General features: G+C 63.2%; 14 protein-coding genes. 8 read left to right on the top strand and 6 right to left on the bottom strand.

The genetic code is table 11. From position 1 onward, the window contains the following. Window positions 1-490 precede the first annotated feature (490 nt). The 4 genes from thrC (at window position 491) to JQ629_RS06660 (ending at window position 4,644) form a co-directional block, all read left to right on the top strand. Window positions 491-1,909, top strand: coding sequence for a threonine synthase (gene thrC / locus JQ629_RS06645; RefSeq protein ID WP_212412004.1), 1,419 nt, complete (start codon window positions 491-493; stop codon window positions 1,907-1,909). Further along, window positions 1,906-3,195, top strand: a complete 1,290-nt coding sequence (locus JQ629_RS06650; RefSeq protein WP_212412005.1) for a M16 family metallopeptidase — start codon at window positions 1,906-1,908, stop codon at window positions 3,193-3,195. The genes thrC and JQ629_RS06650 overlap by 4 nt, the downstream gene beginning before the upstream one ends. 81 nt (window positions 3,196-3,276) lie before the next feature. Further along, window positions 3,277-3,864, top strand: a complete 588-nt coding sequence (locus tag JQ629_RS06655; protein WP_192735366.1) for a GNAT family N-acetyltransferase — start codon at window positions 3,277-3,279, stop codon at window positions 3,862-3,864. 129 nt (window positions 3,865-3,993) lie between these two features. Then, entirely contained in the window at window positions 3,994-4,644 is a 651-nt protein-coding gene (locus JQ629_RS06660; protein WP_212412006.1) for a hypothetical protein, read from the top strand. Window positions 4,645-4,710: 66 nt separating this feature from the next. Here JQ629_RS06660 and JQ629_RS06665 read toward each other — a convergent pair whose 3' ends face one another. From JQ629_RS06665 to JQ629_RS06685, 5 genes are all read right to left on the bottom strand, one after another. Then, window positions 4,711-5,196 (bottom strand): F0F1 ATP synthase subunit B family protein, encoded by a 486-nt coding sequence (locus JQ629_RS06665; RefSeq protein WP_192735364.1) that lies wholly within the window; start codon window positions 5,194-5,196, stop codon window positions 4,711-4,713. A gap of 3 nt (window positions 5,197-5,199) precedes the next feature. Next, window positions 5,200-5,772 (bottom strand): F0F1 ATP synthase subunit B family protein, encoded by a 573-nt coding sequence (locus JQ629_RS06670; RefSeq protein ID WP_192735363.1) that lies wholly within the window; start codon window positions 5,770-5,772, stop codon window positions 5,200-5,202. Window positions 5,773-5,829: 57 nt separating this feature from the next. Then, on the bottom strand, window positions 5,830-6,060 hold the full coding sequence (locus JQ629_RS06675; RefSeq protein ID WP_192735362.1) for a F0F1 ATP synthase subunit C: 231 nt from the start codon (window positions 6,058-6,060) through the stop codon (window positions 5,830-5,832). A gap of 57 nt (window positions 6,061-6,117) precedes the next feature. Next, the gene (locus JQ629_RS06680; RefSeq protein ID WP_192735361.1) at window positions 6,118-6,867 is read right to left on the bottom strand and encodes a F0F1 ATP synthase subunit A; all 750 of its coding nucleotides are present in this window, start codon (window positions 6,865-6,867) and stop codon (window positions 6,118-6,120) included. 72 nt (window positions 6,868-6,939) lie between these two features. Beyond that, window positions 6,940-7,311 (bottom strand): AtpZ/AtpI family protein, encoded by a 372-nt coding sequence (locus JQ629_RS06685; RefSeq protein WP_212412007.1) that lies wholly within the window; start codon window positions 7,309-7,311, stop codon window positions 6,940-6,942. 340 nt (window positions 7,312-7,651) lie between these two features. On the opposite strand from JQ629_RS06685, the gene JQ629_RS06690 reads away from it, so the two are divergent. The 3 genes from JQ629_RS06690 to JQ629_RS06700 all read left to right on the top strand — a co-directional run bounded on the left by JQ629_RS06690 (window position 7,652) and on the right by JQ629_RS06700 (window position 9,543). Then, window positions 7,652-8,287 carry a 2-hydroxychromene-2-carboxylate isomerase gene (locus JQ629_RS06690; protein ID WP_212412008.1) on the top strand — a complete coding sequence of 212 codons (636 nt, stop codon included), beginning with the start codon at window positions 7,652-7,654 and terminating at the stop codon, window positions 8,285-8,287. Between the two features lie 79 nt (window positions 8,288-8,366). Continuing rightward, window positions 8,367-8,915 (top strand): hypothetical protein, encoded by a 549-nt coding sequence (locus JQ629_RS06695; protein WP_249134867.1) that lies wholly within the window; start codon window positions 8,367-8,369, stop codon window positions 8,913-8,915. Window positions 8,916-9,069: 154 nt separating this feature from the next. Next, a complete protein-coding gene (locus JQ629_RS06700; protein WP_212412009.1) occupies window positions 9,070-9,543 on the top strand; it encodes a secondary thiamine-phosphate synthase enzyme YjbQ in 474 nt (157 codons plus the stop codon). 93 nt (window positions 9,544-9,636) lie between these two features. Here JQ629_RS06700 and JQ629_RS06705 read toward each other — a convergent pair whose 3' ends face one another. Continuing rightward, complete coding sequence (locus JQ629_RS06705; protein WP_212265250.1) at window positions 9,637-11,280, bottom strand: MFS transporter; 1,644 nt, start codon at window positions 11,278-11,280, stop codon at window positions 9,637-9,639. A gap of 369 nt (window positions 11,281-11,649) precedes the next feature. Here JQ629_RS06705 and JQ629_RS06710 point away from each other — a divergent pair, with 369 nt between their 5' ends. Next, on the top strand, window positions 11,650-12,324 hold the full coding sequence (locus JQ629_RS06710; protein ID WP_212038440.1) for a response regulator: 675 nt from the start codon (window positions 11,650-11,652) through the stop codon (window positions 12,322-12,324). Window positions 12,325-12,333 lie beyond the last annotated feature (9 nt).

A 12,333-nucleotide genomic window follows, 5' to 3' on the forward strand; every position in this document is an offset into this window, starting at 1 on the left:
TCGTGTGCATTTTGTTTTGTGCAAACCGCACGCGAGACCGCGGGTGCAGCGCGCACCCGGTCTTCCCTGCGCCCTCTTATTTTGGGGGCAAGGAAATTTCTGGCAAAGCTCGGACGCAATGCGCCGCGAGAGTGCGAAGCTGCGTTTGGATGACGGTGCAACAACAAACACCGCCGTCGTCCCGGCCTTGAGCCGGGACCCATACGCCGCGGCCTATCCGTGAGAGCGCTGACGTTAGATACCTTTCGCAAAATAACCGCCGCGGCGTATGGGTCCCGGCGTTCGCCGGGACGACATTTAGCAGAATGCGCGCTTCACCAGAATGTAACCGCCGGATGGCGCAAGCCTCCCCCGCACTCACCTTTTCGCCATTGCGGCATTTCACAAGGAGCGAAAACGCTTTAAGGTGCCGCGCGCTTTGTCGTTGGCGAAGGGTAATAATTCACAGATATCAAAGGGTTAGCGGAAGCTAGCGCCTTTGGAGGGCGGTTTGACGCGGTATATTTCGACGCGGGGGGAGGCTCCCACCCTGGGTTTTTGCGATGTGATGCTGACCGGGCTTGCCCGCGACGGCGGTCTCTATGTGCCTGAAACCTGGCCGCAGCTTTCGCCCGAGACCATCGCCGGATTTTTCGGACGGCCCTATTGGGAAGTCGCGGTCGAGGTGATCCGGCCGTTCGCCGGCGGCGAGATCTCCGACGCCGATCTCGGCCGCATGGCCAATGAAGCCTACGCCACCTTCCGCCATCCCGCGGTCGTGCCGTTGCGGCAGACCGGCTCCAGCCAGTTCGTGCTCGAACTTTTCCATGGCCCGACGCTCGCGTTCAAGGACGTCGCGATGCAGTTGATCTCGCGGCTGATGGATCACGTGCTGGCCAAGCGCGCGCAGCGCACCACCATCGTCGTGGCGACCTCGGGCGATACCGGCGGCGCCGCGGTCGACGCCTTTGCCGGTCTCGACAATGTCGATCTGATCGTGCTGTTTCCGCATGGCCGGATTTCCGACGTGCAGCGGCGGATGATGACGACGACGGGCGCGGCCAACGTGCACGCGCTGGCGATCGAAGGCAATTTCGACGACTGCCAGGCGATCGTGAAGGAGATGTTCAATCATCACGGCTTTCGCGATGCGGTCTCGCTGTCGGGTGTCAATTCGATCAACTGGGCGCGGGTGGTTGCGCAGGTGGTTTATTATTTCACCTCGGCGGTGGCGCTCGGCGCGCCCGCGCGCACGGTCGATTTCACGGTGCCGACCGGGAATTTCGGCGATATCTTTGCCGGCTACGCCGCCAAGAAAATGGGCCTGCCGATCCGCTGGTTGCGCATCGCGTCGAACATCAACGACATCCTGCCGCGCACGCTGAAGACCGGCATCTACGAGGTGCGCGAGGTCCATGCGTCCGCGTCGCCCTCGATGGATATCCAGGTGTCCTCGAATTTCGAGCGGCTGCTGTTCGAGGCTGGTCAACGCGATGCCGCCAGCGTGCGGCGGCTGATGGGTTCGCTGAAACAGTCCGGACGCTTCGTGCTGCCGGATGCGACGCTGGCCGCGATTCGCGAGGAGTTCGACGCCGGCCGCGCCGACGAGACCGAGACCGCGGCCACGATCCGCGCCGCCTGGCGCGAGGCCGGCGACCTCGTCGATCCCCATACCGCGGTGGCGCTGGCGGTGGCCGACCGCGACACCTCGGATTCGAAGATCCCCAATATCGTGCTGTCGACCGCGCATCCGGCCAAGTTCCCCGATGCGGTCGAGGCGGCCTGCGGCGTGCGACCGCAATTGCCGGCCTGGCTCGACGGCCTGATGACCAAATCTGAACACATCACGGTGATGAAAAACGATTCAGCCGAAGTGGAGCTATTCGTGCGCTCGGTGAGCCGTGCGGCGAAGCAGGGAGTTGCCGGATGAGTGTTGACGTCACCAAGCTAGTATCCGGCCTTACCGTCATTACCGATAGCATGCCCCATCTGGAGACCGCCGCACTTGGCGTGTGGGCCGGCGTCGGCGGCCGCGACGAAAAGCCCGACGAGCACGGCATCTCGCATCTGCTCGAACACATGGCATTCAAAGGCACCACGCGGCGCTCCTCGCGCGAGATCGTGGAAGAGATCGAAGCGGTTGGCGGCGACCTCAATGCGGGGACCTCGACCGAGACCACCGCCTATTATGCACGGGTGCTGAAGGCCGACGTGCCGCTGGCGCTCGACGTGCTCTCCGACATCCTCGCCAATCCGTCCTTCGTGCCAGATGAACTCGAGCGCGAGAAGGGCGTCATCGCCCAGGAAATCGGCGCGGCGCAGGATACGCCCGATGACGTCGTGTTCGAGCATCTCAACGAGCTCTGCTATCCGGACCAGCCGATGGGGCGGTCGCTGCTCGGCACCACCAAGACGCTGAAGAAATTCGATCGCGACATGCTGCGCGGCTATCTGACCAGGCATTATCGCGGGCCGGACATGGTGGTGGCAGCGGCGGGCGCCGTCGATCACAAGCGCGTCGTCGAGGAAGTGACGGAGCGCTTTGCAAGTTTTGAAGCAACGCCGGCGCCGAAACCGCAAGCAGCGATGTTCGGCAAGGGCGGCTCGCGCGTGGTGCATCGCGACCTCGAACAGGCGCATATGACGCTGGCGCTCGAGGGCGTGCCGCAGACCGACCTGTCGCTGTTCTCGCTGCAGGTGTTCACCAACACGCTCGGCGGCGGGATGTCGTCGCGGCTGTTCCAGGAAGTGCGCGAGAAGCGCGGGCTGTGCTACTCGATCTACACCTTCCATGCGCCCTATAGCGACACCGGGTTTTTCGGCCTCTATACCGGCACCGATCCGAACGATGCGCCGGAAATGATGGAAGTGATCGTCGACGTCATCAACGACGCGGTGGAAACCCTGACCGAGGCCGAGATCGCCCGCGCCAAGGCGCAGATGAAGGCGGGGCTCTTGATGGCGCTGGAAAGCTGCTCCTCCCGCGCCGAGCAGCTGGCCCGCCATATGCTGGCTTACGGCCGGCCGCTGACGGCGGAGGAACTGGTTGCCCGGATCGACGCGGTCAGCGTGGAATCGACCCGCAATGCCGCACGGGGCCTGCTTTCGCGCAGCCGGCCGGCGGTCGTGGCGCTCGGCAGCGGCAGGGGTCTGGACACGGCGGTGACTTTTGCGGAAGGATTGACCAAGGTGAAGGCAAAGACGCTGCTCCATTAGGGCATGATCCGGAAAAGTGGATACCGGTTTTCCGACAAGATCATGCCCAGATGGACAAGCGGGCGTTCTGGGAGTTAGGGCATGGCCCTGTTTCGGTTGCCATCCAGCGGACCGGCCGCACTCGTGCCGCGCGGCCACGGCCTGTTGCTGCGCGCCCCGCAGATGGCGGATTTCCTGCAATGGGCGCAATTGCGCGAATCGAGCCGGGCCTATCTGACTCCGTGGGAGCCGATCTGGCCGTCGGATGACCTTACCCGGGCCGGCTTCCGGCGGCGGCTGCGGCGCTATGCCGAGGATATCGCGGCCGACCGGTCCTATCCGTTCATCATTTTCCGCGAATCTGATGGCACCATGATCGGCGGCATCACGCTGGCCAATGTCCGCCGCGGCATCGTGCAGGCCGGCACCATCGGCTATTGGGTCGGCCAGCCCCATGCCCATCGCGGTTACATGACGACGGCGCTGCGGGTGCTGCTGCCGTCGCTGTTCGGCGAGCTCAATTTGCACCGTATCGAGGCCGCCTGCATTCCCACCAATACGCCCTCGATCCGGGTGCTCGAGAAATGCGGCTTTACCCGCGAGGGGCTGGCGCGGCGCTATCTGTGCATCAACGGCGTCTGGCAGGACCATCTGCTGTTCGGCATGCTGCATGAGGATTTCCGCGGCTAACCCATGATTTCAGGCCTTGCCGGGTGCCTCACGCGCCTTCAGGTGGCCTTGGGTTCGCCGCCATTGGCCTGCTATAAGGCCCGCCGGGGGAAGATAACTTCGAGATGACGTGGATACCGGGGACGTCGCATGGGTAATGATCGGTTGTTCAGGGTAGCGCTCGCGGCCACGGTCGTGGCCGGGCTCGGCTGCGGCCTCGCGCAGCCTGCGTCGGCGCAGTCGCTGACCGACCGCTTCAAGGGCCTGTTCGGCGGCAAGTCGGACGAGCCGGCCCCGGCCCCGGGCGCAGCGCCGAAAGCTGAAGAGGATATCGGCGACCTCACCTGTCCGGAGGTGAGGGTCAGGGCCGGCGCGTCGACCTATGCCGTGGCCGCGCCCGGCAAGCAGCCGGTCGGCAACGATTTGCGGTTCCAGGCGACTATCGGCAAGACGGCGCGGGAATGCAGCCTCAATGGCGGCGTCATCACCGCGCGGATCGGGATTCAGGGGCGCGTCATTGCCGGTCCTGCCGGCGCGCCGTCGTCGGTGCAGGTTCCGCTTCGCATCGCGGTGGTGCAGGGCGGGGTCAGCGAAAAGACCATTGCCACCAAGGCCTATCAGACCACGGTCACCATGACCGAGACCGGGAGCGAGCCCTTTACGCTGGTGGTCGAAGATCTGGTCTATCCGGTGCCTGCGCCCGGGACCAGCGACAACTACATCTTCTACATCGGCTTCGACCCGCAGGCCCTGAAGCCGGAGCGGCCGGCGCCGCGCAAGAAGGCGGCGCCCACGCAATAAAAAAACCGGCGCGAAATGATCGCGCCGGCTTCCGTCTCTTGATTTGAAACCGCTCAGTTCAGCTTGTCAGTTCAGCTTGGCGCGAACCTCGGCGATACCCTTGGCCATCAGGTCATCGGCCACCGAGCCCTTCACCGACTGCGACAGGATGGTCGACGCTGCGGCGACTGCGGCATTGGCCGCGGCGGAACGGACGTCGGCGAGCGCCTGCGCTTCGGCGAGGGCGATCTTGCTCTCGGCGGTCTTGGTGCGGCGTGCGACGAAGTCTTCCATCTTGGCCTTGGCTTCGACCGCGATCCGCTCGGCTTCGGCCCTGGCGTTGGAGATGATTTCCTCGGCCTCACGCTCGGCGCTGGTGCGCTTGGTCTTGTATTCCGCGAGCAATGCGGCGGCCTCGTCCTTCAGGCGGCGGGCGTCGTCGAGTTCGGCCTTGATGCGCTCGGCGCGATGGTCGAGCGCCTTGAACACCGTGCGATGGATGCCGAGATAGGCAAACAGCGCCATCAGGATGACGAACGCAATGGCAACCCAGGTTTCTGGCAGGGCGAACATCATCTATCCCTTCAACGAAGCATCGACGGCGCTGTTCAGCGCGCCGCCGTCGGGCAGCACGCCGGTCAGCCGCTGCACGATCGCGCCGGCCGCATCCGCGGCAATGCCACGGACGTTGCTCATGGCGGTCTCGCGCGTTGCCGCGATAGTTTTCTCGGCCTGGGCGAGCTTGGCGGAGAGCTGGTCTTCCAGCGTCTTGCGCTCGGCTTCCGAGGCCGCGTTCAGCTTCTCGCGGGTCTCGGCGCCGATGGCCTGGGCGCGGGAGCGCGCCGAAGCCAGATCGGCTTCATACGCCTTCAGCGCCGCGGCTGACTCGTCCTTCAGCTTCTGCGCTGCCGCCAGATCGCCTTCGATCGCATTCTGACGTGCATCGATCACGCCGCCGACGCGCGGCAGCGCAATGCGCGACACGATCAGGTAAAGCGCGACGAATGCGATGACCAGCGACACCAGCTGCGAAGCGAAGGTGCTCGACTCGAACGGAGGAAATCCTCCGCCGTGATGGCCACCATCGGCTTCGGTGTGGGCGCCGGTCTTCTGGCCCTTCGCGGGGGCGCCCTGACTCTTTTCAGCCACGGGGTACTCCTGTTGCTGTCATGCGCGCCGCCGGAGGGCGGCGCGGGAAGGTGCAGCTCAGAGCGGAACGAACAGCAGCAGCAGCGCGATCAGCAGCGAGAAAATGCCGAGCGCTTCGGTCACGGCGAAGCCGAAGATCAGGTTGCCGAACTGGCCCTGGGCTGCGGAAGGATTGCGCACCGCTGCGGCGAGGTAGTTGCCGAAGATGATGCCCACGCCGACGCCCGCGCCGCCCATGCCGATGCATGCGATGCCCGCGCCGATGAGTTTTGCTGCTGATGCTTCCATTTTCTTGAGCTCCTTAGAGGGATAGACGAAGTTGTGGGTGGGAATTCTCCGGACCGCTTAGTGTCCCGGATGAATGGCGTCGTTGAGGTAGATGCAGGTGAGGATCGCGAACACGTAGGCCTGCAGGAACGCGACCAGCAGTTCCAGCGCGGTCAATGCGACGGTGAGCGCCAGCGGCAGGATGCCGCCGATCCAGCCGACCGCGCCCAGCGAGACGCCGAGCATCGCGACGAAGCCAGCGAACACCTTCAGCGCGATGTGCCCGGCCAGCATGTTGGCGAACAGACGCACGCTGTGCGAAACCGGCCGCAGGAAGAACGACAGGATTTCGATGAACATGACCAGCGGCAGGATGTAGATCGGAACGCCGGAGGGGACGAAAATCTTGAAGAACTTGAGGCCGTTCTTGTAGATGCCGTAGAACAGCACGGTGAAGAACACCAGGAACGCCAGCGCGGCGGTCACGATGATGTGGCTCGAAATCGTGAACGTGTAGGGAATGATGCCGACGAGGTTCGAGACGCAGATGAACATGAACAGCGTGAAGATCAGCGGGAAGAACTTCATGCCTTCCGAGCCGGCGGTGCTGCGAATGGTGCTGGCGACGAACTCGTAGGAGATTTCGGCGACCGACTGGAAACGGCCGGGAACCAGCTGTCGCCCGCCACCGAGCATCAGCACCGCCGTCAGCGCCACCGCGATGAACATGTAGAGCGACGAGTTGGTGAAGGCGATCGTCTGATTGCCGATATGGCCGATCGTGAAGAGGGGCTCGATGTTGAACTGATGAATCGGGTCGATTTTCATCGCGCGGGCCTTGGTCCGCCGGCCTAGCTTGCCGGCAATCGAATTTCAAATGTCGTGACTTCCCGTCGGCGCTCAGCGTTTGCCCGAGGCTACGCCCGCGTATCTCACCACGTTGACCACGCCGGCGACGAAGCCGAGCAGCAAAAACACGATGAAACCGAACGGCGATGTCGACAACAACCAGTCGAAACCCCAGCCAATCCCTGCCCCGACGGCAACGCCCGCAACCAACTCCGAGGAAAGGCGGAAACCAAGCGCCATCGCCGAAGCTCTGGCCGCCCTGTCGCCGCTTTCAGTACCGGGTTGATCAGTCCTGATTTTTCGGCTGTCACGAACTTCGGACAACCGGTGATCGAGACTTCCGAGCCTTGCGGAAAGCGCAGCTTCATCGGACGACGATTGATCGCGATTTCCACCTGCGTTGTCGCTTTTGTCTTCGGCCATGCCCAAGACATTAAACGATGCTGCGGTTGATGGAAATTACGCCCGTCACCCTTAAAAGCCGCGCGGACCATACTTACCGCGTCTAATCAAGTCAAGATTGCGCCGTAACCAGTTAGTGCTTTGATTTCGCTGGATTTATTTAGAGATATTCCACGAGCCTGTGGACCCGTCATCGCAGTGCAGCAGCAAAAGCGTTTTGAAGCGAAGCAGAGGCTGGTTCGCGTCAAGAAAATCCGTTCGAACATAAAGGCCATGGCGCGGCAAGGGGCGATCTTGCGCCGATTCGGCTGACCTGTTGGGATGCCGCTAGCGCCTCTCATCAGCCGTTCCCGGAGCCCGCATGCCGCGCCAGGTCGATTACTATTTCTCGTTTCAATCGCCATGGGCCTATATCGGCCATGGGCCGTTTAGCGATCTCGTAAGTACCTACGATCTCAAGGTAAATCACAAGCCCGTGGTGCTGGTCGATCTGTTCTCGGAAACCGGCGGGTTGCCACTGATGAAACGCCATCCGGTGCGGCAGCGCTACCGGATGGTCGAGCTGCAGCGCTGGCGCGACAAGCGCGGCCTGAAATTCCATCTTCAACCCGCGAATTGGCCGTTCAACGCACGGCTCGCCGACGGCGTCGTGATCGCGGCGATCGAGGCCGGGCTCGATCCCGAGCGGTTTCTGCTGCGGGGCTTTGCCGGCGTGTGGGAGGATCAGCTCAATCTGGCCGATCCCGCGACGATTGCGCAACTGGCCGACGAATCCGGGCTGCCCGGCAAGCAATTGGTGGAGCGATCCGCCACTGATGCGATCAGCACGGCCTATGAGCAGAATCGCCAGGATGCGCTGGCGGCCGACGTGTTCGGCTCGCCGGTCTATGTGCTGGATGGCGAAGTGTTCTGGGGACAGGACCGGATAGAATTGCTGGGAGACGCGTTGAAGTCCGGTCGCGCGGCCTATAGCTCAAAGGTCCAGGGCGTTGCGTGAAGAGGCGTCGTGTGATGCGCTTCTGTGTGTGTCCTGGCGGTTGAGGAAACCGGTACTGTCTTTAAGGCGGAGCAAGCCCATGAGCACAGCGTCGTCCTCCAGAATGTCTCACTGCAGATTGTTTCTCTCCGTTGTTGCCGTGCTGGCGCTGGGTGTTGCCGGCGCCGGCGCCGCGCCTCCGAAGGCAATGCCGGATACCGAGAACGGCCGTTATGCGCTGTCCTCGACGCCGGATGGCGTGCTGCGGCTCGATACCCGAACCGGCGCGATTTCAACCTGCAGCAATTCGGGCGCGGGCTGGGCCTGTTACGCGGTGCCCGATGAGCGTGCGGCGCTGGATGCGGAGATCGGCCGGCTGCAGGCCGACAACGAAAAACTCAGGAAGAACCTTGCTTCGCGCGAACCAACCGTTGCCGGCAAGATCGAAGAGCCGATGCCGAAATCCGACTCGCTGAAGAAGAACGAGCCCAAGAACGACCCAAAGATCGCCGAGGGCGAACGCAAGATCGAAATTCCACTGCCGAGCGATCGCGACATGGATCGCATGATGTCGTTCCTGGAGCGGGCCTGGCGGCGGTTGATCGAGATGGCCAACCGCGTGCAGAAGGACGTCAACGGCAGGATTTGACGGAGTGTTGCGGCTGTCGTCCCTGCGAAAGCAGGGACCCATAGCCACCGTCGCGGATTGTTTGCAAGAGGTATTAACTCCGCGCGCCCGCAATCGAGAGGCCGCGGAGTATGGGTCCCTGCTTTCGCAGGGACGACATGTGGAGAGATAATTCGTGCCTCCAAATAAATCGCTGTCCCGCACGCCATCCTCCAGCGTCACCGCGACGAGCGTCGCCTCCTCGCTGCTGACTGTACAAACCCCGGGACCGGGCTTTACCGACCTTACGGCCGAGATCGCAAAATTCGTGCGCGAGGCCGGCGCGCGCGAAGGGGCGGTGACGCTGTTCATCCGTCACACCTCGGCGTCGCTGACGATTCAGGAAAATGCCGACCCGACGGTGCTGGGCGATCTCTTGACGGCGCTGAACCGGGCCGCGCCCGAAAACGCCGGATGGCGCCACGACACCGAAGGCCCCGATGACATGCCCGCGCACATCAAGACCATGTTGACCGCGACCTCGCTGCAGGTCCCGGTGCTGCGCGGCGCGCTGGCGCTGGGAACATGGCAGGGGATCTATCTGATCGAGCACCGGGCGCGGCCGCATCGGCGCGAGATCGTGCTGCAGTTTATCGGCGTCACGGCTTGATTCGCGCCAGCCAAAAGTAGAACCGGCCGCGGATCGCTCCGCGGCCGGTTCGTGTTGTGATCGTCCGCCGGCTTCCCGACGGACGAAACCGGGTTACTTCGTGATGTCGACGTCCTTGGTTTCCGGCAGGAAGAAGAAGCCGACGACCGCGGTGATCGATGCGAAGATGATCGGGTACCAGAGACCTGCGTAGATATCGCCGGTCGAAGCCACGATCGCGAACGAGGTCGCGGGCAAGAGACCGCCGAACCAGCCGTTGCCGATGTGGTAGGGCAGCGACATCGAGGTGTAGCGGATCTTGGTCGGGAACAGTTCGACCAGCATCGCCGCGATCGGCCCGTACACCATGGTGACGAAGATCACCAGGATGAACAACAGCCCGATCACCGCCGCGACCCGCGGTTTGAAGATGTCGAACGGGTGCGCCATCTTCACGATCTGGGCGTCGCCGGCCTTCGGATAGCCTGCGCCCTGCACCGCGGCCAGCACCGCCGGGTTCGATGTCTTGGCATCCGTGTAAGCCACGTCCTTGCCGTTGACGACGACCTTCACGCCGGTGCCTTCATAGCGGGTCGAATACTTGACCGACTGCTGGGCGAGATAGGCGCGGGCGGTGTCGCAAGGCGCGGTGAAGACGCGGGTGCCGACCGGGTTGAACAGGTCGCCGCAGGCCTTGGGATCGGCGACCACCTCGACCTTGACCGTCTCGATGGCTTTCTCCAGCGCCGGGTTGGCGTTGGTGGTGATCATCTTGAAGATCGGGAAGAAGGTCAGCGCCGCGATCAGGCAGCCTGCCAGAATGATCGGCTTGCGGCCGATCTTGTCGGACAGCGCACCGAACACGATGAAGAAGCCGGTGCCGAACAGCAACGACCAGGCGATCAGCAGGTTGGCGGTGTAACCGTCGACCTTGAGGATCGATTGCATGAAGAACAGCGCGTAGAACTGGCCCGTGTACCAGACCACGCCCTGGCCCATCACGCCGCCGACCAGCGCGATAATGACGATCTTGGCATTGCTCCAGTTGGCGAAGGCTTCGGTCAGCGGAGCCTTTGAGCTCTTGCCCTCGTCCTTCATCTTCTGGAACACCGGCGATTCGTTCAGGCGAAGCCGGATCCAGACCGAGATGCCGAGCAGCAAGACCGACACCAGGAACGGAATACGCCAGCCCCATGCGGCGAAATCAGGCTCGCCCAGCGCCGTACGGGTGAACAGGATCACCAGCAGCGACAGGAACAGGCCGAGCGTTGCCGTGGTCTGGATGAACGAGGTGTAATAGCCGCGTTTGCCCATCGGGGCATGTTCGGCCACGTAGGTCGCCGCACCTCCGTATTCGCCGCCGAGTGCGAGGCCCTGCAACAGTCGCAAGCCGATCAGGATGATCGGCGCCGCGATGCCGATGGTCGCCGCATTGGGCAGGATGCCGACGATGAAGGTCGACAGGCCCATGATCAGGATGGTGACGAGGAAGGTGTATTTGCGGCCGACGATGTCGCCGACCCGGCCGAACACGATGGCGCCGAACGGACGAACGATGAAGCCCGCGGCGAACGCCAGCAGCGCGAAGATGTCGCGGGTGGCCTGGTTGAACATCGGCTGATTGGTTGCGGGATCAATGACGCCGAAGAATTGCGCGCCGATCACGCTGGCAAGCGAACCGAACAGGTAGAAATCATACCATTCGAAAACCGTGCCGAGTGACGAAGCCAGAATGACGAAACGTTCGTCCTTCGTCATTCCCCCCGTTCGCGTGGATGTTGCAGCCATTGTGGACATCTCGATCGCTCCCCTGAATATCTATTGATGCAAAGTCCGCCCGTCGCCGAACTTGGCCGGATTGAGCTGTGGGCTTCGTCTTACGGTAACATCCCCGTGAAACCTGCCCCAATACGACTTTTGGCCCTTTGCACGGCTGCAACAGGGGCGTCGGGCATCCCGGCACCGTCGATCGTGACCCGGATCGGGTCGGTCAGGCCCGCACTATTGCGGCGCACAAGCGGGCGGATTAACTGCTTTCAGACGTGATAGGATTGCGCTCTTGCACGTGGCCGCCTGCCGGGAGACAAAGCGATTACAGGCTTACCGCAAGCCGATTGCGAGACATCCATGACGACCGTTGCCAGCACCCATCTCGTCATCGCCGATGACCACCCGCTGTTCCGCGACGCCCTGCGGCAAGCGGTCGCGAGTGTCGTCAGCTCGGCCGTGATCAGCGAGGCGGGCTCGTTCGACGACCTCACGGCGCTGCTGGAACGGGACTCCGACGTCGATCTGATCCTGCTCGATCTGACCATGCCGGGGATCTCGGGCTTCTCCGGCCTGATTTACCTGCGCGCGCAATATCCGGCGATTCCGGTCGTGATCGTCTCCGCCAGCGACGACGCCGGAACCATCCGACGGTCGCTCGATTTCGGGGCCTCCGGTTTCATTCCCAAGCGCTTCGGGGTCGAGACGCTGCGCGACGCCATCATGAAGGTGATGGAAGGCGACGTCTGGGTTCCGCAGGACACCGACCTGTCTTCCGCCGCCGACCCGGACATGACGCGGCTGCGCGACCGGCTGGTGACGCTGACCCCGCAGCAGGTGAGGGTGCTGATGATGCTGTCGGAGGGGCTGCTCAACAAGCAGATCGCCTATGAACTCGGCGTCTCGGAAGCGACCATCAAGGCGCATGTCTCGGCGATCCTGCAGAAGCTCGGCGTCGAAAGCCGTACCCAGGCCGTGATCGCAGCCGCGAAAATCTCCGGCGGCCAGTGGCGCCAGGGTACGCCGACGGCGTAACGGCAAAGC

It is taken from the genome of Bradyrhizobium sp. AUGA SZCCT0222 (assembly GCF_018130205.1).
Lineage (GTDB): Bacteria > Pseudomonadota > Alphaproteobacteria > Rhizobiales > Xanthobacteraceae > Bradyrhizobium.

Coding starts and splice junctions, on each gene's coding strand:
- JQ629_RS06650 (WP_212412005.1), top strand. CDS start 1,906: ATGAGTGTTGACGTCACCAAGCTAGTATCCGGCCTTACCGTCATTACC.
- JQ629_RS06655 (WP_192735366.1), top strand. CDS start 3,277: ATGGCCCTGTTTCGGTTGCCATCCAGCGGACCGGCCGCACTCGTGCCG.
- JQ629_RS06660 (WP_212412006.1), top strand. CDS start 3,994: ATGGGTAATGATCGGTTGTTCAGGGTAGCGCTCGCGGCCACGGTCGTG.
- JQ629_RS06665 (WP_192735364.1), bottom strand. CDS start 5,196: ATGTTCGCCCTGCCAGAAACCTGGGTTGCCATTGCGTTCGTCATCCTG.
- JQ629_RS06675 (WP_192735362.1), bottom strand. CDS start 6,060: ATGGAAGCATCAGCAGCAAAACTCATCGGCGCGGGCATCGCATGCATC.
- JQ629_RS06680 (WP_192735361.1), bottom strand. CDS start 6,867: ATGAAAATCGACCCGATTCATCAGTTCAACATCGAGCCCCTCTTCACG.
- JQ629_RS06685 (WP_212412007.1), bottom strand. CDS start 7,311: ATGGCCGAAGACAAAAGCGACAACGCAGGTGGAAATCGCGATCAATCG.
- JQ629_RS06690 (WP_212412008.1), top strand. CDS start 7,652: ATGCCGCGCCAGGTCGATTACTATTTCTCGTTTCAATCGCCATGGGCC.
- JQ629_RS06695 (WP_249134867.1), top strand. CDS start 8,367: ATGAGCACAGCGTCGTCCTCCAGAATGTCTCACTGCAGATTGTTTCTC.
- JQ629_RS06705 (WP_212265250.1), bottom strand. CDS start 11,280: ATGACGAAGGACGAACGTTTCGTCATTCTGGCTTCGTCACTCGGCACG.
- JQ629_RS06710 (WP_212038440.1), top strand. CDS start 11,650: ATGACGACCGTTGCCAGCACCCATCTCGTCATCGCCGATGACCACCCG.